Raw genomic sequence first — 19,909 nt, 5'->3', positions numbered from 1 at the left:
GCGGTTTTTTCTTGAAGAAATTGGTTAAGAAAATAGGTAAAGCGATCGGCAGTGCCTTGGACTCTATAGCCAATGGAATTAAATCTGGTCTTATCAAAATTGGGCGCGCGTTTGCTGAGACGCCGGGGTTGTCTGCTGTGATCGTTGGGTTTGCTTGTGGGGTGGGCGGCCCTGGGGGTTGTGTTTTGGCGGGTAAAATCATGATGGGGCTAAACGCAGCGATTACGCTGGCAAATGGTGGCACCATAGACCAAGCTCTGACGGGGATAGCTGTGGGTTTGGTGACAAGTGGTGTGCCAGGTTTGGATGGAATGATTGGGGGAGGCCTGACGGGTGTTGTTGGTGACGCTATTGGTAGCAATTTTGCGGCCGCGATGTTTATGGGTGGCGTTGTTGCAAAAGCAAGCGGTCAGAAATTTATAGATGGGGTCAAGGGGGCTGCGGTTGGGGCGGCGATTGGCTATGGTATTAGTAGGATCTTAAGTGCTGTTGCACCGCCTGCTGAGGCAGTTACTGTCTCTGAATCAAATGGCGGGCAGCTGGATAGCAAAACATACACCGAAGAGCAGTGGGAGCTTGCCAAGCAGAATGTAAGCCAGGCCAGGGATATGGTAGTTGCTGATATCAGAAGTGGTGACCTAGATATTAGTCTTGTTGAAGACCAGGTTTTGGGAGGTTTCGATAAGGGCATAAAGCTTAAGGTTGTTGCTTCTATTGACGGTGCTAATGCAGATGTGACGTTTAGTTCAGATCAGTCTATTGCTGGAAGGGCAATGGGTCGAGTCATGGATGTAAAAATCAACATTGCTGTAGGGAGGGCACAGACTTTAGGTGGGGCTATAGAATCATTTACACATGAATTAAGGCATCTTAGTCCGGTAAATCGAGCTATGAACGGGCCTGCGCCTGGAGTTTCTGTATATTATGGTGAGCAAGAGTCTGATGCCCGAAGGACTGGGGGAGCTGTTAGGAGGGCGTATGGCTATTAAGTGGTTTATCCGATTATTTGCTTATGTTTTTATAGTTATTTTTACCATCGCGGCTGATGCACAGGAGTACTCGTATATTTCACCATTTGGAAGTGAGCTGGTAGTGTCTGTATCTAGTAGTAGCTATGAGGTGAAATCAGGTGATGTTACTCAAGTGGTGAAGGCTTGTGATCTTGATAAAAATAAAGTCTGTCTTATTTCAGATAATCTGGATGTGGTCATTCCGAAGGTGCCGTTCGCTGTAGGTCAGAGTTGGATTGAGCAAGGCACTACTTTTGACGTTGTTCACAGGTTAGAGAATCTCAGTCTTCTAAATAAGACATACAATAATGTGTATTACATTTCAGTATCTAAGAATCTTGATTACTACTTGGGTGTCAATAAAGTCAAGAAGTTTGAATTAATTTACACTGCCGATTGTGGCCTTATTGCGTTTAGACTTCTTTCAGAAAAGTACCAATTTCCATTTCAATTTGTTAAAGGCGTAGCGGGTCTTGGCCGATAGTCCTACGGGTATGGTGTGTCCTGCAATATTTCATTGAATGGTGTGGTGGTAAATTTTTTATAGATGGGGTGAAGGGGCTGCTGTTGGGGCTGCTGCTGGGATTACCGGTCGTGGTTTAGGCGGTTCTTTTCAGGGTGGGGTGCCATCGATAAGTAGTGCACTGGAGAACATTGCTTTTGAGTTTCAAGAGGCGATGTTGCCATCTGTTGATCACGGCAACGGGCATGTTTATATGGATGAGAAAAATCCAGACGGCGATGCGTTTCTTCGAAGTGGGGGTTCGATAGTAACGCCCAGAATTACTGGCCCTGGATGTAGTGATGGAAGTTGCGTAGTTCCAAATAGCGGTACGGGCTGGTCTCCAGCAGCATCCTTTGGTGATGCTTACAACCGAGATACGAGGTATCGAGGCGATAGGAATCTGAATATAGCAATAAATACTTTTAAAGTAGGAGCTTTAGCGGTTGGAGGTTGGGCGGCTGTGACAGGAAAGACTGCTTTAAACGTCGCTCTGTTAGGGCAAGAAATAGTTTCAGACTATGGTGGTGAACTGCTAACGGTGTGGATCATTTTGCTAATATCTATAGCGTCGCAGAATTTGGTATGACTCATCTTGCGAGACACCCAGTGGCAAACGCGGTTGGCTGGGCTAAAACTACGTCGCTTCATGAATTGTCTAATCATGACTAAGTTTAATCCGATAGAGTCGGGGCTCGGATATTGCTTTGGTTTTATTGGTGGCATGCATCTGCTTCCCGGTCTTTTAGCTCAGGGTCACGAATTTCTGTTTATACTTTTTTTGGGGATTGCGTTAGCAGTTTGTACTTATGTGTATCAGCATATAGGCTGCCTTGGTGAGGGCTGGAAGGGCAAGTTACTTGTTCTTCCGGTCATCTTTAATGGTCTATTATTATTTATTTTCGTTAGGGAGTCGATGTCAGAAATTGAGCGCTCAGGTATTATTATAATAGCTATAATTATATATGTTGTTGTGTATTGGATATTTGTCCATAAAAAGCTAAAAACCCATTTAAGTTCGACTGGAGGTGGGCTATGGAAGTGAAAATAGCTTGTAACTTACCTAATAATCAAAGGCTTTTGAGTTTGTCCAAAACTAGCTCACGACTAAGAAGCCTCAGTCAGTTTTAAATACAAAGAAAGCCCCACCATGTCGGTGGCAATACCATTGTTACCTATAAGAACCGTACCGCCAACAGTGCCAGCACAACAGAAACGCGTTACCTGCACAAAGGCGACGGGGTGGAGTGGGCTAGCCCCGCACAATTGGCAGCCCTGAAGTAAGGTGAGTTCGCCGGACGCTTACGAATATCCGGTATTAGCAGGGTAGGAGAGACCTGCCCTGAAAGAAATAAAGCCTATTTAGAGGCACAAGCAATCGACTTTATTGCGCGATTATACTCAGAATGGTTCCCGTCAGCTTTGGCTGATAGCGCCGCTTGAAATCTCGGTTGGTTGACTGTAGATGAGCCTATCCACGCGAACCAGGGGTTCTCTTGCGTCCTTGCGTCCACGCCACACTTTTTACCAACATCGACGAACACTTCGACGCTATTGCTGCCTCCTGCGAGATCTGAAGCCATGGCGTACATTTTATAAGCATCCGACTCAGCGAATACAGCCGAAGTCATGGCGATAGTTGCTACTAGTATTACTAATTTATTCATTCTTAGATTACTCCAATTTTGATAAGAAACGCTTCACTGCAGGGAGAGCTCCCCATTTAACGAACACCGTGGACGCAAGCGCCAAGGCGACAGCGGAGAAAACCCCGTGTTCTTGAAATACTCTAATCGCCAGCCACCACACAATACCGATATAAATAGACAGCAAAACAAGCAGGAAAAATTTAATTAAAAATAAAATACTTCGATGAACCTTCATTATGAAGATCCGCCCGGCAACCACCTGATAACGCCGATCAAATTTATAATATTAAAAAGCATATTCTGTGTAACCACTTTATTGTCCTTTACTGCTATACCGTGAGCGGTCATGCAAAGGGAAGAGAGCAGGAATAGAGGGTAAGCATAAGGGCTGACTGGGATATTCAAGGCCAGTATTGCGGCTGCCACAGGCCCCGAGACGGCGCCAAACCAACCCACAAAATTAACAAAAACTGGTTTTGTAGCGGTATTCATAAATTGGGTCCAAAAAAAGCCCCTCTGGAGTAAGGGGCAAGCACTCAACGTCCTTCGGTAGGTAGAGCAGGTAGAGAAAAAAGCCCCGGCTGACCAGGGCAAGCACTCAACACACTCAACGTGTCTTCGTGTAGATAGATTCTCACGACTTTTAGATCTAGCAACCCACAATTTCGCAATGTGTGAAATTAATTTCACTTTCTATACTGGAACGAATATCTGCAGGGAAATACTTAAGATGAAGAACTAGATTTCCGTCGAACTCGGACATCAATTTACAGAAACCTTGGTCTCCGCTATCAACCGTCAGTGAAGCTGCAATGTTGCAATGGTACCGCTTTAGGTGTGCCCACAATTGCTTTTTCTGACTCCGGCTCAAATCTTTGAGGGGATAGCTTGGTTCATACTGTCCTACAGCTACCAACTCGGGGAGAGCCAGACTTTCTTCCTCATCGTTCACGCACATGCCTCCCTGTAAGCGCAGCTTCGGCATTTTCGAGCTTCCGGTTTCTTCTGCATAGCTCTGCCATCTTTAGCCTGGCGGACTAACAGCACATACCCCTGAAGTTTACGGTAAACGGCCGAATCAGATTCACGTAGGTCAATGGAGAGCTCTGTGGATCGGGTTTTTACTAAAACCTCTATTACGCGGTAACCACTTCCCCTGGCGGCAAGTGCTGCAGCCAGTGCCTGTGCAATATCAGAGTCGAATACCGGCCCCATTCTGTGTTTATATTCGACAGCCTTTACACCACGCCTGACTTTGTACATTAGATCCGGTTTTCCAAACACAAGAAATTCCGAATGATAAAAGGGCTTGGTCTTTATTCCATAATCAGTCCATATCAGCTTTCCGGAAATATCGCCTTGTTCCTTCGAGCGAAAGATATGAAATAGAAGTAGAAGAGCAATTACTGCGAGTAGACCAAATACCAGGTATCCGATCACGAGCGTTGGCATTTCTTCATCCTCCTTTTTGCTGCTGATGCGCATCGATCGACCAAAGGCTTAATTACCTTATCCAAAACTGGAAATCTTTGGCAAAGAGCAACAAGCGGTGGCGATATTGCGTAGTAGGCATGGATCAAAGCACGGCCGAGCAGGTGACCGAGTAGCTTCTGGTCTCTGAACTCCCTTAGGCTTTCCGTTCTTTCGTCTGTCGCGCCATACAAATGAGACGCTACGAAGCAGCGGCTATCAGACACGCTTTTGTTAAGATCATCATGCCCCATCTCCCCAATTTTTCGCTTAGCTATCGCATGCTTTCCGACCCGGACGCCTCTTTGGCGGTGTTCAAGATATTTTGGGCAGAACTCTGCTCGCCCTATGTCGCTGGCGGACACCCAATCGTTCATATCTTTATTGCGTCTCACTTTGAATTTCCTCTGTGCAGGGCCATGAACCCTTCGACTTCAACTCTGGTTGTATCATCTTTATACAAACCAGCAACTTCAGAGGAAGCGTTCTTGTTACGGCAAAAATAGAGAATATTTTCGAGTGCATTTCTGAATCCGCTTATGTGGGTAATACAGTAAGGGAAGGCCTCTCTAATTGTTCTATCCATACTGGCTGAGTAGCTGTCTTCTAGCGTTGGCTTTGCAACAATGTTCATGATTGCTTTGCCAGCTGGCTTGAGTCGCGAGCTCACTAAGTTGAAAAATTCAAGAGTTGAAATGTGGGCGGGGATGGTAGAAGAATTGCTGTAAACATCCACCACAATAAAGTCCCATCGTTCGGTCGATCTCAATAGATACCGTCGAGCATCGTCCTGTATAAATTGGCCTGTAATTGGTGTGCCCAAAAAGGCCTCTTCCGCTGCCCGTTTAGCTTCTGGATCAACATCTACATAGGTGACCTTTGCCGAGCCAATATCACCAGTGGTTAATGTGAAGCCGCCGGCGCCAAGCACCAGCACATCCAGCCCCTCTTCCTGGCTAGCGAATACCACCTCTTTGATAACCTCGATGTACGGCCAGCCATCTCGCTCCTCAGTCCCTATGAACGAAGAATTGCTTCCATTCATCACCATTTTCTTACCACCGGGGACATCGAATACTTCGATATTTGAATAAGCTCCATCGGAGAACATGATCGCTCTGGGAATGAGAACATTAAGCCCGACGGATACAGCAATAATTGCTGATGTGGCTACGAAAGTTGTGGCTTTCGACTTACTGGTCTGGCCTGTTGTTAGCCATGCGCAAATTATCAAATATAGGCAATTAAGGATTATCGAGGCACCCACGCCAAGGAAATACATAACGACCAATGAGGTGAGAACGCAGCCAATGACATTACCCACGGTACTAATCGCCGTAGCGTTTCCAGCAGCACGGCTATTACTTAATCCCACGGTAGTATTGAGAAGGAGAGGAACGGTTTGAGCCAGGGCAAAGACAAGCGGTGCCATTACAAGCAGGCAAAACAGACATAAGTGGAGTAAAGGGTTGCCTAAGATTGCACCCGTACCGAGCAAATTTGACAGTAAGAAAAAGAAGGTTTCGACAAAAGGGTATGAGAGGCCCACGCCGAATATGGTGCAGCCTATTAGGATGTTTCGGTAGAGTGCTCGCTCGTAGTCCTCGCTACGAACTCTGCCCCCAATGTAGTACCCAAGTGCTAAGGCGGCTAAAAATGTGCTGATAATAATGCTCGTGCTGAGAACGCTCGATCCAACAAAGGGTATTGTTTGCCGGATAGTTATCATTTGTAGGCCACTGCTAGCTAAGCCCTCCAGAAACAGGATTGCAGCTGCACGATATTGGAGCTTCATAGGGTGGCATTTCCTTAGAATTTACACGGAGGATACGCCCAACAATGGTGGTACGGAGCCGGAATTGGGGCAAAACACGCGCCCCAAAAGACGAAAGTTGATTCTCTGTCCAATCTGGGCTAAATTCAGTCTAGATAACTTTATCTGACGACGCCCCAACAAGCCCCTAGAGGCGTCAGACCCACAAGGGTTGGGCTTACTCTTCTCCGCTAAACCTTCAATACCACTTCGGTCTCTACCAGTCATATCCCCTAGGGTTATTTTGCCTGTGCGTTCTTGCGCTCAGCCAAAACTGCCTTGACGGGTGGTTCGCACGATTTCCTTCGTTTCTTGTTGCTCTTGCTTCTTCTGTTGCAAGGCACTTGAAAAACACCCCTCGCTAGCCATGAAACGGGTGTGGATGCTACGGCATTTGGCTTTAACTCAACCAATGAAGGAAACATTCCTATGGAATACGGCGTAATAACATTTGTGGCGCTATTCACCATGATTTTCGGACAGCTTTTTGCCGCTCGACTTGTTGATATTGCTTTTACCCTTGTGGATAAAACTATTGATAATGCCGGTGCGTTAATGATGCTCCCGTTCCGAATTTCGGCAATGGTCTTCCGCGCTTTGTTCAAGGGATTTGTTCTGGGTTTAAAAGGCTTATGCTATTTGATCCCTACGAGTAAACCCGAGGCTCGGACGGTACATACTGTTGTTGAAACACTGGAAGTAACACCGCTTACGCTTCAACACCTGCGGAATCAACGCTTCCTAAATGCTCAACCAAAAGTTCATTCTGGACTTTTAATCGAGCAATCACCCGACTAAGAGCCTTTGGTTCTTAACCCTTGCATCTTGTGGCACCCGCTATGAGATGCAATCAAACCTAACTAAGGCAATAAAGCCTTTCACAGCACTCAGATTCGCTTCTGCGGATTGACTGTGCGCTCAACACTCTCAAGGAGATACATCATGTATCAACAAACCATTCTGATCGGCCGTATCGGTCAAATCACTCCTGCAGCTCTTGCTGACAACACTAGCGTTTCAAACTTCACTATTTGCACGACAAAAAATGTGAAGCAGAAAGACGGTAGTTTTAAAGAGTATGACAACTGGCACCGTTTGGTTGCTTTTGGTCATGTCGCAGATCACTTCAACACTAAAATGGCTCCTGGCGACTTAGTTCACCTGGACCAGTTGGATCTGCGGACGCGGGAATACCAAAAGGACGGCGAGACTCGGTATATCACCGAGCTGTATTGCGACACGTTTCCTAAAAAGCTTCCTCGGTACTACACCAAGGGTGAGTCTCAGGGTAACGATCAACAAGCAGCACCTCCTGCCCAACAGCAACAACAGCGCCCGAATAGCCGCAGCAACATGCGGTCAACCCGAGCGCCTGCGAATAGCGGTTACGGTTCAAATGTACCTGTTTAGCAGATTGACGATCCCTTACTCCTTGTGAGTTTGGGATTCGTCTCCTTTACCTTCGATATATCACCTTCACTCAACACAGGTAAACTCTCATGAGCAACCAAAACCCCTTGGTGATTTGTAAAGATCAAATCGCCCAAGCAGCAGTAAAGTTCACATCTTCGGATCTATCGTTTCAGGCTGAAGAAGTCTTTGCGATGCAGCAGCTGATGAAGAACGATTATTTGCTGACTACCGCAGTCAACGATCCAGACTCTCTCCGGCTTGCAATGTACAACGTTGCGGCCATTGGCATCTCTCTGAATCCAGTAAGGCAACTTGCTTATTTGATTCCTCGGGCTGACAAGAAGGGAACACCTCCAAAGGTTAAGCTGGATATTTCTTATCGAGGCTTAATTGCTCTTGGTCAAGCAGAAGGCGTAATAGCCAATGCTGTATGCGAGCTGGTCTACAAACAGGATTCATATCTGTTTAAAGGGCCTACCCGCATTCCTGATCATGATGCAAATGTCTTTTCTACCGATCGCGGAGAAGTGATTGGCGGATACTGCATTACAGAACTGATAAACGGCAAGGTTCAGATCCACAATATGTCCAAAGCGGACATGGATCAGATTCGAGACGCTTCTCAGGCCTACAATTCCAATTCCGGCCCTTGGCTCGAATGGGAATCCCAAATGCAGTTGAAGTCAATTCTAAAACGCGCAGCAAAATGGTGGCCTGCATCGTCTCCTAAAATGGCGAAAGTCATTGAATTTCTCAATGTTGAGAATGGAGAAGGTTTTGTACCAAAGGCCGTTTCAAACGCTAACCAAGCAGCAATCACCGCTCCTGCTAAGGAAGAGGATGTGGATTCACGAACGCTGTCATTCATTAACCAGGCGCTAACTCGCGCTGTCCAAAGCCAGTCTTTCGAGGCTTGCAAGGAGTTGATGGAGAATCGAATCAAAGATCCTGCGTACTTGGCGTTCGCTTTGGCTCGACTACAAGAAGTTCAACCAGAAGAGGCCGATTACCGAGAAGTCGGTTAACGCTAAACTTCTACACGTACTCAACCCACCGGGGGAAATTAAACTCCCCTATGGGAGTTTATGCCCCCTCAACTAATGAGGTATCGATATGGGCGCTCCCGCAAAGATAACCACTTCAGCTGATGGCAATGCGTCATTCTATGTTGTGGATCTCAACCAGAAAAGTGACGAGTGGCTTGAATGGCGTTCTGAGGGCATTACTGCTTCAGATATACCCATAATCCTTGGGCTTAGTCCATACAAGACGCCATACCAGCTTTGGGCAGAAAAAACCGGCCGTTTTAATACTGCTGATATTTCTGCTAACCCGAACGTGAAGAGAGGTAATCGCCTGGAAGACAAAGCACGGCAAGTCTCAGAAAACCGAGCTGGTCAGCTTCTTGTTCCTTCCTGCGGAGAATATCGCGATTGGCGACCATTCCGAGCAAGCTTTGATGGCTTAGATGAAAATTTTAAGCCCCATGAGTTTAAGGCACCCTCTGATGCACAATGGGAAGATGTGAAGGCAAAAGGCGTGAATAGTGCGGCATACATTATGTATGAGGCACAAACTCAAGCTCAAGCCATCGTAGCTGGCCAAAACGAAGGGATTTTGCTGTTTTATCGGGAAACTGAGAACGGCCCTGAAGACATGGAGTTCCCTATATCTGTGTCTGAAGGTCAGAAAATCTCAATTCTTAACCACGCAAAATGGTTTTGGAATTTAGTTGAAACCAACACCCCTCCAGAGAAAGATCCTGAGCGCGATGTTTTTGAACCCGCCGAAGGAGATGACTATTTCGCTTGGAGGAGCTATGCGGATATATGGCGTGACAACCATAGCCGCATGAAGGCACTAAAGGAACAGCTGTCTGAGCTGGACAAAGATCAGAAGGCTGTTCAAAAGCAGATGATTACCATGATGGGTCCGTTTATGCAGGCGGATGTCGGTGGGGTAAAAATCTCTTTATTCGTTAAGCAAGGTAACATTGACTACAAATCGTTTCTGGCGGACAAGTTCCCCGGTCAAGATTTTGAGTTAGAGCTTGAAAACTATCGCAAGGATTCTCGATCCGAGTCGCGCTTCACGAAGTCTGAAGACGCCTTGGTCAACATTGAGATCCCCGAACAGTTGAAAGGTCGATCAAGTTACTTTTAGACGAATTTTAGTGACAAACGCGCAGGGGGATTTTATCCCCTTGTCGCTTATTTCTTGTAGAGCATTCCACCGCTCAAGAATTCACGCCCTTCGCTGAACTGCGATTGGCAACCATGTCGCTTCTCCATCTATTGGCGAGGTTCGTGGGCTTCCCAAAGTGCTTTTACTGAGAGTGCTTCGGGGAGTCCACGGACTTCATACAAAACCAATTCTTAGGAGATGCGATATGTTGACAGAAACCGTAACCAAGCCAGCAACACCAAAAGGTACCCAGTGCGTTTGTGATAAATGCACGGAAACCGCAATTGATCTAGCCACAAAGGTGGCTCGCCGTACAGGACGAGATATGTCAGTTGTTGCAACAAGGCATGCTGGAATTTGTATTTATGATGATGGGACCGCGCTGGCGAACAAGACCCAGATTACGCACGTAATCTTCCAGACGCACCCAAAATCGGCCGTCGCGTAATGGCCGTTGTAACACTACCTGCATCAACGGCCTCAGGGCCGTTTAACCGCTCGCTCCGGCGTTCGGAATAGGTAGGCACAGAGATTGTGTCTGCCTTTTTTAGTGCTATGATTGGTGTCTGTTATAGTCCTAAAAAAGGCAGTTACTCTTAAAGGTTTCCAAAGAATTTTGATCGTGCTTGCACGACAAAATAAGTGGCTCTCATCAAGCATTGAAAAAGTCACGGCAGCTACGGCTGTATGCTTAAACTCAACTCAAAATAGTAGTCGCCCGCAGGCACATCATCAGCCTGTTGGCTATTGGTGTGTCTGAAGGTCTTGGCTATGCACTCAACCTTTGGAGAAACACCATGACTAATCGTACTCAACAAGTCTCAGTCGGCACTGCATTTGGTATTCCAGGTGTACCCACTGAAGTCACAGCCCTCTCTCATGCCGAAATTGGAAGCCACGCGGTTCCCAAGCTTGACAAGAACTACGTGTTTCGGCGCGAGGTTCTTCGGGACATCCTGAACTTCTTGGATGATCCTGATGGAGATGGGTTCTATGTTTGGGGCCACTATGGTTCTGGCAAGACAACCCTACCTTACCAAGTTGCTGCAAGGCTCAACTGGCCAATCTCTCACTTCACCGCGCACAGCCGCATGGAGTTTGACGATCTGGTTGGTGCTTGGAAAATGGTCAATGGCAACATGGAGTGGATCAACGGTCCACTTACTACCGCCATGATCGAAGGAAGACTGTTCGTTCTCAATGAGGGCGATCGCGCTGACCCCGGCCAGCTTTCAGGATTGCACGACATTCTGGAAGGCCACCCCTTAGTCATTGCGGCTAATGGTGGCAAGGTGATTTACCCTCACGATGATTTTCGGATCATTATGAACGGTAACTCTTCGGGATCTGGTGACCCAACTGGACTGTACGCAGGTGTTAACGCACTTGACGTTGCTTTCATGGATCGTTTTCGCGTTATCGAGGTGGAATATCCCACCCCTGAAATCGAAATGACGATTCTTGAGAAGAAGTGTCCTTCGCTGCCGGCTGAAATTCGCAACAACATGATCCGTGTTGCAAACCAGGTCAGACAGCTTTTCATCGGTGGTGCAGAAACGGCCACTCCTTTAACGATAACCATGTCCACACGCGCCTTGTGCCGCTGGGCAAAACTGACTCTCGATTTTAGAACTGCGCCTAACGCGCTGTCCTACGCTTTGAACCAAGCCCTGCTTTCTAAGGCTGAACCAGAGCAAAAAATCGCGATTCAACGTATAGCCAAAGATGTATTTGGTCCTTCTTGGTCAGAGGAGGATGCTTAATGGCTATTCACGTTTACCATTTTAATGCGGGTAGCTCGGATAAATACTGGGCTATTTCTGACCAGTTGGACTCAAACGGAAACCATGAAATTTGGTATGGCCGTCGAGGTTCGGCATTAACCTTCACCACGAGATCTGAAAACAAGCACTGGGCCTCTATTGCTGAGGGAAAGCTGAAGAAGGGATACACGGAGAGGTCTAGCCTAACGGTTGATCGATCCGCCCGAAAGGTAGTGCAGATGACAAATGTTGCCGACCTACCGCCTTTGGCTGGATCACCCACGAAGTCTAGAAGTGCTTTCTTCGTTGTAAGGCCGTTTGACCACGAGCTTACCGAAGATGTAGATCTGAAATCGGAAGTCTTGAGCTTGCGCACGAGCTTTATCAAGTCCGTCAAGGATTTTGATTCTACGCTTGCTCAATTGGATTTTGCCTTTTTGCCGGACTATTCGGACTCTGTGACAGAAAATTCGTTGCATTGTGAGGTGGAATACGACCAGGGACCTTTAGCGTTTTTGTTCCTTTTCGTTGTGAAGCACCAATTAGCCGATCACGGCTTTGAAGTGCTGATTTCCAATGATGACTTGATTGTAAACCCTAGCCCAACCAAAGCAGATGACTTGTTTAGCGAAGCTCGCGCTGAATGGCTTTCGGATTACTCCGCAATGCCAAACGACGGGATAGTAGCTAAGCAAGTACGGGACGCATGCATAAAGCTCGCGGACCGCGTGTTCTTTAATCAGCTCTGCATTGAAGTGGGTTCAAAGGAAGCGCCATTTAGTTTCAGAAATATCGAAACGACAAGCAAGGCTGCTTTTTTCTAACAAAATTCACCATAACGGTGAATCACTCAACCTCGCCTTAACCGGCTCACTCAACCAAACCTCTTAGGAGAAACAACATGGAATTTATCCGTGGAACTACACTCGTCCATCTGAAAGTCCGTTGCTGGTCTGGAGAAAAGAAAGCCTCTCGGGATTTGGATATTCAGCTTGGAAAGGATGGGAAGATCCCTCCTCAAAAAATGCTTGATCTGGGCCGGAAAAAGATTTTCCCACCCTCAGCTCTCGATCCGATGAACAACAAACGGAAAGCGGCTGAACGTGCATGTCTGGCAGTAGGAACTCGCTTTATGGGTGGCTACGCAATACCGGACCACGAGATCGACGAGCTTGTTACTAGGCTCAATAGCATCAACACCGAGTTCGACGCTTCCTTGTCAGATTTCTTGGCAAAGTTTGATGAGAACCGGGACGCCTGGCTGCTTGATGAAGAGGTTAAGGAGTTCGCCCACATACTGGAGAATCAGATACCTGGTTCAACCACAGTGGCCGAATCCTATGGCTTCAGCTACAAGCTATACAAGATCAATCCACTAGAAGGCTATGAGCCGGATGAGGGAGAGATTGCGAACCAGGTACTACACGAAGTAGGGCAGGGCTGCCGCCAGATGGTCAAACGACTGTTGGAGCGCAACACTGCCATTAGCGGCCAAAAGCTACGAGAGCAGCTTGAGCCGTTCTGCAACAAACTGGATACGTTGAGCTTTGGAAACGGCAGAATTCTTGCCGTTTTGCGAGAGTTTAAGAGTTTGTATCAAATGATACCTCTTGAGCGAATTGACAAAGACCACCCCAAATTCGGGCCCACTGTAACTTTCCTGTCCATGTGCGACGACGCTGAAAAGCTCGAACGTATGTACCAGGGAGATTTTTCAGTATCCGAGTTGGTTCAACGCCCATCCTCAAACTCTGCTCCGGCGGAAACTCAACCCTCACCATCTATTGCCGCACCCGCTCCCGCAGCAGGTCGTGTTGTAGGTTATTTCTAACAAGGAGTTCGCTATGAGTTCCATGCAATCGGCCCTAGAAAGGGCCTTACCTATCGTCGCAGCCGCTTATGGTCAGCAATTTGGTGTAAAGGTCATTCTCTCGGGGACCGACGCTTGCACTAATGGGGAGTCAATTGTGCTTCCTATGCTGTCCGATATGAGGGGCATGTCTGACGTACTGTTCGGTTATCTCGCCCATGAGTCTGCTCACATTAGAGATTCTAACTTCGCGGTAATCGGTCTATGCACTTCAGAAATCGAGAAGAGTTTTCTCAATATTATTGAGGATATTCGTATCGAACGCATGATGCAGGAGTTGTTTCCGGGAACAGTGGAAACGCTCAGCGCCATGCAAACATACATTGTGGACAGTGGAATGAGCCCTCCGGCTTGCGCTGAAGACAGTGAGGCTACTCAGCTACACCAATATCTGCTTCATCGACTGTACTACGAGTCATTGAACAGAGAAGTAGAGAAGGATCTATTCGAGGCCAGTGACTTGGTGGTTAGAGAAACTTTCCCTGAAGGTTTTTTTGTCCGTTTGGATGTGTTGCTTAAACAGAACATGCCAAAACTCAAAGATTCAAGAGACTGCTTAATACTTGCCCGCCGAATCCTTGACGCGTTGAAAGATGCAGAGGAAGAGGAGCGCCAAAAGCAAAATAGTGCTGAAGCTGATAATCCACGGCAATCAGATTCAAATGGTGACGATAGCTCTGCTGATCCTTCGGGTACTCAGGGCGATTCAGACTCAGGAGATGATGGTGATAGTGGTGATTCTGGCCAAGGTGATCAAACTGCTGATGGCGGGGATGGTAAAACCAGTGATGGTGATTCAGGAGCTGATAAAACTGATGATGGGAATACGCCAGGCCAACCAGGCTCCGATCCTCAATCAAGCTCCGATTCGTCGTCCAGTCAAGACTCAAGCGGCTCGCCGGGCGATTCTGACTCAACTCAAGCTGGCAATGGTGCTTCTGCACACTCTCGGATGATTCAGGAAACTGATTTACCGGAAGACATTGTTTCACAGCTTCGCGCTGACCTGTCTGAAAAAGCTGTTGAAGATAACGGCCGGAGTAGCAGTTTTACTCTTGATACAGACTCAGTTGGCGACACAGTAGGGAACACGGGCAACGTCGATTCATTACACGCGGGGATTCTGTCTTCGTCGATGATTCGCGCTCGCCTTGCTGGTCTCTTGCAAGCCCAAAGCCGTCAAAAGGAGTTCCTGCATCATAGGGGGCGCCGAGTAGATGGCAAGCGGTTAACTCGCATGGTCTCTGGTGATACTCGCGTCTTCAAAAAGCGGGAGGAAACCAAGCGGCCTGATACAGCAGTCCATGTGCTCCTTGATGCTAGTGGATCTATGGGGAACATTCAGGACATCGCTAACCAGGCGGCAGTGTCATTAGCTTTGGCTGTCTCGTCTATACCCAAGTGCGACATTGCAGTTTCGATGTTTCCTGGGAAAGGCGGCGCAGTCAGCCCGATGATCAACCGCGGTCAACCTGTAAGGGTCAACCTTGGGCGATGTGCAGTTCGTTCCAGCGGGGGTACACCTCTTGCTGAAGCGATGCTTTACGCCGGGCGGGAGCTTGCTGTGAGTAGAAGCGAACGAAAAGTGCTCATTGTCATCACTGATGGAGCACCAAATGACGGTAACTCGGTGCAGTACATGACCAAGCTTATCGAACCCTTTGTCGATGTTTATGCGATCGGCATTAACTCAACTGCGGTTAGAAACTATTTCAAGAAAAACGCTGTAATCAATAGCGTTGAAGAACTCCAGTCTGCGCTTTTTAGCATAGCTGGGAGGTTCCTTGATTTGCACTAGCCAGCTTCATCAACCCTCGTGGGGATACATTCCCCATAAGGGCGGGTGTGTCTCCACATTTTTTTGGAGATACACCGATGCAAGCTCAACTGACGATCTTCGATCTGCTGGAGCGCTTGGATAAGGCTGACCTTTTAAACGGGGTCGTCTTAGAAATACCCGCCGAGTTGGAAAGCAACGAAATCCCCGAGGAAGACATTCCATTTATTCGGGAGAAACTGCTGATTGAAACAGTGAGATCTGCGTTTGGCGTGAGTCGTGGTGGTCGTGACAGAAGACCCGATGACGATAGCTGGAAGTGGATTACTGCAGAGGACAAGGGCTCGCCTTTTTCCTTCCGCAACTGCTGTTTATCGACTGGAGTAAATCCAGACGAATTACTTGAGTGGCTTTTCTGGTACAGGAAGAAGCTCAATTAATCAGTACACCAAAACAATACTCAACCCACTGGGCGTTTTGCACTTTGCCCTTTGGGGAAGTGCTGCGCCTCACTCAACGAAAGGTATAGCACTATGACTATTGATCTTAACCAAGTGACCCGTAATGCCCGTGGCAATGAGGTCGTAACTGTGACTGTCCGAAGTTGTAGCAAAGTCATCGAACAGCGCTTTCAGCGTTGCAATGAAGGCTGGGCTCGCGTTTTTTGGACACGTCGAACTCTTCACTAATGGCTTCGGCCATATTCACTTCACGGCTGGTGGGGTAACTAACTGCCAATCGACAGGAGGATTTGGATATGAAGCGTAACTCAACAGAAATGAAACGACGTATGAGCGGTCGGTGGTTGTCAGCCTTTAATGCGCTGGCACCGGCACTTTCTCAAGCGATGTCTAAGCTCGGAGAGAATGTGCCCTGTCCCGTTGCGGGCGGTACTGATGGCTTTCGGTTGTTCAAAGACGCCAACTTCACTGGAGGTGGCGTAAAGCAGTCTCTGCGTGTAATCCCGGAAGGGATTGATATGTTGATGTGGGTAAACGACTGGTCTTTTCCTGAAGCGTATGACGCGCTTTCGGAGTGGCTGGATGGCAAGTCTGTCCGGCCGGGACCGGTCTATCTACCTAAACCAAAAGAAGTGGACGAAACATCCCTTCGTGCCTGGTTGAACCGAATATGGGGAGAATCTATGCCCCTTACTGAAACGCTGAGTTATCCCGCAAGGGCTTACTTCTCGTATCGGCGTGTTTTAAGAGCAGCTTTACGCTCAAAAGACATTCGGTTTCATCCTAACCTTAACTACAAAGGCAAGGGTGGTGTTCTCTTGGGAACATATCCAGCAATACTTTGCCTGGTGCGTAATAACGCAGGTTCACCAGTTGGAATTCATCGAACTTTTATCACCAAAGGTGGCTTAAAGGTAGAGATGGAAGAAGGCTATAAAACCCGCAAACTGACCCCGACGGTTTCAAAAGAATCGAAGGGACGCGTTATTCGCGTAATGGAACCAGTAGCCGGAGTCATGGGAATTGCTGAAGGTCTTGAAACTGCATTGTCAGTTTTTGAGGCTCGATCTTTCTCAGTCTGGCCTGGACTGTCCAATACGATGTTGCAGAGCTTTGTGCCACCAACAGGTGTCCACACAGTAATCAATTTCTTAGATAAGGACAGAAACAAAGCAAGTGAAAATTCGGCTGTTATCGTGGAGCAGAACCTTACTTCCCGAGGAATTCGAGTATTCAATCTTTTACCACCAATACGCATTTTAGACAGTGATCGAAAAGGCGTTGATTGGGCAGATCAGTGGTGCAGAGACCCTAAAGGATTTTGGGAATTAGACAAGCTCCTTCGAGATCTCAGCGTTCACGCTGCCTGAAGCTAAACTACTTGGAGATATGCCAATGGGCACTATACCAAAGGGGAAACCCACAACCTATGAGGAAAAGTTACTCTGGTATGCAACGGCACCCAGAGCTGCAACGAAGCCACTTTGCACTGTTGAAAATAAGGCCTTAGTGGAGGGGTTCGGCGGTACGCTTAGAGGGCACATTGTTTCTCTCAAAGGCGAGCACTACCGGAAACCAACGCGGGCTGAAGCTTTAAACCTCGCACGTCGCTTCCGCCAATCTTGCATTGACGAGGCGAAAAAGAAAGGGCTTCTCGAAGCCTAGAACCATCCGATAGCTTCGGCTATCACTTAACCGATTTCTTCCCTGGAGGGGCATTTCCCCTTCGGGGATCTGCTCTTTCTAGGTTGGAGATCATTCAACCAAGGAAAGCACAACATGAAAAATCTCGACCTACTCAGGAGGCTCAACCGTTTAAAGACGATGGAGCTTCTTTCTGAAAAGGTTGTGTGCACCGTGAAAATCAACATCTTCAAGCTTATCGAGCTTGCGATGCTAGGCATTACTGGCAGCTTTGCTGCATATGCGATGCCGAAGGTGTATGACGAGACAATGGTGTGGGACGCTAAGGCGATTGGGTTTTTGATCGTCGCAGTGTATACCGCATCTTTGGCTCTGATTGCTCGCTACAACCACGGGTACCAACTTGGAATGAAGGAACTGATAATCGATCTGTTGGCCTTCCGTATGAACCGCACCGGCAAATCTGGATCAGCTAAACGTCGCAAAACTGCGGCCAAAGTTGACAAACCAGATAAGTCCGAGTAAACCATATAGGAGATCACAGAGATGTTTATTGGACCTATGCCTACAGAACTTGTACTTACAGCCGCATTATTAGCGGTCGTTTTCACCGCGATTTTTGCCTACCAGAAATGGGATGACAAGAAGCGGTGGCGCACGATCTGTGAGCGTTCCGAGAACAACCTCGATGATGATCTGGACTGAATAGTTCAGTGAAGTCAGACAAGACCCTGCAATTGCGGGGTCTTTTTTTGCCCGAAATTTACTTCATGGAATGTCCTGTCCGACTTAACATAAAAGTGGGCATAGTGTTTTGCCCTAATTTTATCCAATTCTGTTATCGCATCAGAATATAATTCCTGTTGTGCCAAACCGTTTATACCAAGCTATGGAGAATGAAATGCAGAGTTTTATTTGGGGCGTCGCGAGCATTGCCCTTATGGTTATTGTTATTTTTGTTTTACTTATGTCAAAAATCGACATTGGAGACGTCGTTTATGCAATGCTTAGTGGCTCGATAGTTGGTCTTCTAGCGGCCACCTATTCATTCAGTAGGGGAGGCGAGGCACATCGAAGTGTTTTCCTTATTTTCGCTGGCATCGCAGCATCTGTTGGCGGGTGGTTTTTTACGTTGCTATTGCTAAAAATCACCACTGTCACTATTTACAGTAAAACCGCACTAGCATTTGATTTGATCGTCGGTCTAGTTGGTGCAGCATCGCTTTGCTTTTTTCTTCTTGGCCGTAATGTTGATAAGCAATCAGAAAAGACTTAGTTATCCGCTAGCAAAGTGGGGAGCGCCTGAACAAGGAAGCCAAATGTCGATTCATCCAAAAACTGGCCTAACTTTTAACCACAAAATGGCCAAATTGAGACTCTTGGATACTAGAAATCCAAATATGCCGCGCCCATTTACCGATAATTGAGCGCGAGCTAACCCATATTATGGCCACCTCACATAGCGGCCGTTGAGGTCGATGTATTCGTCGGCAGGTGTGTGCCAATAGCCGACCTCCATTAAAAAGTTACGGATGGGGTTAAAGTTCGTAAAGCGGACATTCAGATCGACCTATTTTCCGGTAGAGCTAAATCTTATTCTCGCTTATGAAAAGCGTGTTCAATGGAAGCGGGCTCACTAATTCTGCGGACAGTCGTCTAAGTTGTTGATTTATACTTAAACGGGTTTATGATCAGGAGAAAGGAATATAGAAAAGATATAAGGAGCTAGTCTTGTTAACGCCGACAGAATTTTCTGCGATACACACTCAAGCCTTTGATCGAAGGGCATTTTTTTCAATGACCTCCCGAATATTCTCTCCGAGATAGGGAGCCAAAGTGATATAAGGCCCCAGTCTTCATAACAAAACTGTTAAGTTTCACCCAGAATTTCGGAGTAATCATGGGAACATATTTTACAAGTTCAAAATTTAGTAGTTGTGAGGTTGGTGGCTTTGTCGCAACAGCATTGATACATGACTTAAGGGTAAATAACTTCACATTTACCAACTTCCCAGAAGTCGATATTCAGTGGGATGATTACAATTTCCATATAACCTTAAAAGCGCATGGTGCTAGTAGTTCTACTTTTAGTCTCAACTATGCAACGGTCAAATCTGAAGTTTCCCTGTTTAGGGAGAAAAAAGAAGTTAGCAAAGAGACCTTTGAAATCATCCAAAAACATGCTGCTGAATTAGAGGGCGCAGTATCAAAAACTTAACAAGGCCAACCACAATCGCCCATGCAAAAAACGCATGGGTTGGCAACCTCGCATTCGCTCGGCCTGTGTTGGCGGCGTTGAGGCTGTAGATTTTCTCTTAAAAACCAGTGTTTTTTGCTAAAATCAGGCATCTGA

Annotated in this window: 25 protein-coding genes; 18 read left to right on the top strand and 7 right to left on the bottom strand. The window is 47.1% G+C overall.

The genetic code is table 11. The features are described 5' to 3' along the window. The first annotated feature begins 11 nt into the window (after positions 1-11). From C0068_RS16390 to C0068_RS16375, 3 genes are all read left to right on the top strand, one after another. Positions 12-989 (top strand): hypothetical protein, encoded by a 978-nt coding sequence (locus tag C0068_RS16390; protein ID WP_233208845.1) that lies wholly within the window; start codon positions 12-14, stop codon positions 987-989. Then, entirely contained in the window at positions 979-1,494 is a 516-nt protein-coding gene (locus C0068_RS16385) for a hypothetical protein (protein WP_103685561.1), read from the top strand. Before C0068_RS16390 ends, C0068_RS16385 begins: the two co-directional genes overlap by 11 nt. Positions 1,495-2,176: 682 nt before the next feature. Next, positions 2,177-2,557 carry a hypothetical protein gene (locus C0068_RS16375; RefSeq protein ID WP_146047916.1) on the top strand — a complete coding sequence of 127 codons (381 nt, stop codon included), beginning with the start codon at positions 2,177-2,179 and terminating at the stop codon, positions 2,555-2,557. Between the two features lie 313 nt (positions 2,558-2,870). On the opposite strand, the gene C0068_RS16370 is transcribed toward C0068_RS16375, so the two are convergent. The 7 genes from C0068_RS16370 to C0068_RS16340 form a co-directional block, all read right to left on the bottom strand. Beyond that, the gene (locus tag C0068_RS16370; protein ID WP_103685558.1) at positions 2,871-3,179 is read right to left on the bottom strand and encodes a hypothetical protein; all 309 of its coding nucleotides are present in this window, start codon (positions 3,177-3,179) and stop codon (positions 2,871-2,873) included. A gap of 7 nt (positions 3,180-3,186) precedes the next feature. Continuing rightward, the gene (locus C0068_RS16365; RefSeq protein ID WP_103685557.1) at positions 3,187-3,396 is read right to left on the bottom strand and encodes a hypothetical protein; all 210 of its coding nucleotides are present in this window, start codon (positions 3,394-3,396) and stop codon (positions 3,187-3,189) included. After that, entirely contained in the window at positions 3,396-3,653 is a 258-nt protein-coding gene (locus C0068_RS16360; protein ID WP_103685556.1) for a hypothetical protein, read from the bottom strand. The genes C0068_RS16365 and C0068_RS16360 overlap by 1 nt, the downstream gene beginning before the upstream one ends. A 157-nt stretch (positions 3,654-3,810) precedes the next feature. Next, the gene (locus tag C0068_RS19700; RefSeq protein WP_103685555.1) at positions 3,811-4,113 is read right to left on the bottom strand and encodes a hypothetical protein; all 303 of its coding nucleotides are present in this window, start codon (positions 4,111-4,113) and stop codon (positions 3,811-3,813) included. After that, on the bottom strand, positions 4,110-4,646 hold the full coding sequence (locus tag C0068_RS16350) for a hypothetical protein (protein ID WP_199176208.1): 537 nt from the start codon (positions 4,644-4,646) through the stop codon (positions 4,110-4,112). The genes C0068_RS19700 and C0068_RS16350 overlap by 4 nt, the downstream gene beginning before the upstream one ends. Beyond that, a complete protein-coding gene (locus C0068_RS19830; RefSeq protein ID WP_332908294.1) occupies positions 4,598-4,885 on the bottom strand; it encodes a CFI-box-CTERM domain-containing protein in 288 nt (95 codons plus the stop codon). The genes C0068_RS16350 and C0068_RS19830 overlap by 49 nt, the downstream gene beginning before the upstream one ends. A gap of 137 nt (positions 4,886-5,022) precedes the next feature. Beyond that, on the bottom strand, positions 5,023-6,426 hold the full coding sequence (locus tag C0068_RS16340; RefSeq protein WP_103685554.1) for a fused MFS/spermidine synthase: 1,404 nt from the start codon (positions 6,424-6,426) through the stop codon (positions 5,023-5,025). Positions 6,427-6,822: 396 nt separating this feature from the next. Between C0068_RS16340 and C0068_RS16335 the strand changes: the two genes are divergently transcribed. The 15 genes from C0068_RS16335 to C0068_RS16265 all read left to right on the top strand — a co-directional run bounded on the left by C0068_RS16335 (position 6,823) and on the right by C0068_RS16265 (position 19,774). Continuing rightward, the gene (locus C0068_RS16335; RefSeq protein WP_146047915.1) at positions 6,823-7,242 is read left to right on the top strand and encodes a hypothetical protein; all 420 of its coding nucleotides are present in this window, start codon (positions 6,823-6,825) and stop codon (positions 7,240-7,242) included. A 144-nt stretch (positions 7,243-7,386) separates the two neighbouring features. Next, the gene (locus tag C0068_RS16330; protein WP_103685552.1) at positions 7,387-7,854 is read left to right on the top strand and encodes a single-stranded DNA-binding protein; all 468 of its coding nucleotides are present in this window, start codon (positions 7,387-7,389) and stop codon (positions 7,852-7,854) included. Positions 7,855-7,943: 89 nt separating this feature from the next. Next, on the top strand, positions 7,944-8,882 hold the full coding sequence (locus C0068_RS16325) for a recombinase RecT (protein ID WP_103685551.1): 939 nt from the start codon (positions 7,944-7,946) through the stop codon (positions 8,880-8,882). A gap of 88 nt (positions 8,883-8,970) precedes the next feature. Further along, complete coding sequence (locus C0068_RS16320) at positions 8,971-10,020, top strand: lambda-exonuclease family protein (RefSeq protein ID WP_103685550.1); 1,050 nt, start codon at positions 8,971-8,973, stop codon at positions 10,018-10,020. A 226-nt stretch (positions 10,021-10,246) separates the two neighbouring features. Further along, positions 10,247-10,489, top strand: coding sequence for a hypothetical protein (locus C0068_RS16315; RefSeq protein WP_103685549.1), 243 nt, complete (start codon positions 10,247-10,249; stop codon positions 10,487-10,489). 349 nt (positions 10,490-10,838) lie between these two features. Further along, positions 10,839-11,804, top strand: a complete 966-nt coding sequence (locus C0068_RS16310; protein WP_103685548.1) for an AAA family ATPase — start codon at positions 10,839-10,841, stop codon at positions 11,802-11,804. Then, positions 11,804-12,628: a hypothetical protein gene (locus tag C0068_RS16305; protein WP_103685547.1), complete on the top strand. Its 825-nt coding sequence runs from the start codon at positions 11,804-11,806 to the stop codon at positions 12,626-12,628. The genes C0068_RS16310 and C0068_RS16305 overlap by 1 nt, the downstream gene beginning before the upstream one ends. 77 nt (positions 12,629-12,705) lie before the next feature. Next, the gene (locus tag C0068_RS16300; RefSeq protein ID WP_103685546.1) at positions 12,706-13,635 is read left to right on the top strand and encodes a DUF3150 domain-containing protein; all 930 of its coding nucleotides are present in this window, start codon (positions 12,706-12,708) and stop codon (positions 13,633-13,635) included. Positions 13,636-13,648: 13 nt separating this feature from the next. Then, positions 13,649-15,472, top strand: a complete 1,824-nt coding sequence (locus tag C0068_RS16295) for a cobaltochelatase CobT-related protein (protein ID WP_103685545.1) — start codon at positions 13,649-13,651, stop codon at positions 15,470-15,472. A 77-nt stretch (positions 15,473-15,549) separates the two neighbouring features. Beyond that, positions 15,550-15,891: a hypothetical protein gene (locus tag C0068_RS16290; RefSeq protein ID WP_103685544.1), complete on the top strand. Its 342-nt coding sequence runs from the start codon at positions 15,550-15,552 to the stop codon at positions 15,889-15,891. 317 nt (positions 15,892-16,208) lie between these two features. Further along, a complete protein-coding gene (locus C0068_RS16285) occupies positions 16,209-17,282 on the top strand; it encodes a DUF7146 domain-containing protein (RefSeq protein WP_103685543.1) in 1,074 nt (357 codons plus the stop codon). Between the two features lie 25 nt (positions 17,283-17,307). Next, positions 17,308-17,577 (top strand): hypothetical protein, encoded by a 270-nt coding sequence (locus C0068_RS16280; RefSeq protein ID WP_103685542.1) that lies wholly within the window; start codon positions 17,308-17,310, stop codon positions 17,575-17,577. 114 nt (positions 17,578-17,691) lie between these two features. Next, positions 17,692-18,081 carry a hypothetical protein gene (locus C0068_RS16275; RefSeq protein ID WP_103685541.1) on the top strand — a complete coding sequence of 130 codons (390 nt, stop codon included), beginning with the start codon at positions 17,692-17,694 and terminating at the stop codon, positions 18,079-18,081. Positions 18,082-18,457: 376 nt separating this feature from the next. Further along, a complete protein-coding gene (locus C0068_RS16270) occupies positions 18,458-18,832 on the top strand; it encodes a hypothetical protein (RefSeq protein ID WP_103685540.1) in 375 nt (124 codons plus the stop codon). 624 nt (positions 18,833-19,456) lie between these two features. Next, positions 19,457-19,774, top strand: coding sequence for a hypothetical protein (locus tag C0068_RS16265; protein ID WP_103685539.1), 318 nt, complete (start codon positions 19,457-19,459; stop codon positions 19,772-19,774). Positions 19,775-19,909 lie beyond the last annotated feature (135 nt).

This window comes from Zhongshania marina (genome assembly GCF_002915595.1).
Taxonomy (GTDB): Bacteria; Pseudomonadota; Gammaproteobacteria; order Pseudomonadales; family Spongiibacteraceae; genus Spongiibacter; species Spongiibacter marinus_B.
The sequence above is the reverse complement of the archived record's forward strand: the minus strand, read 5'-3'. Positions and strand labels throughout refer to the sequence as shown.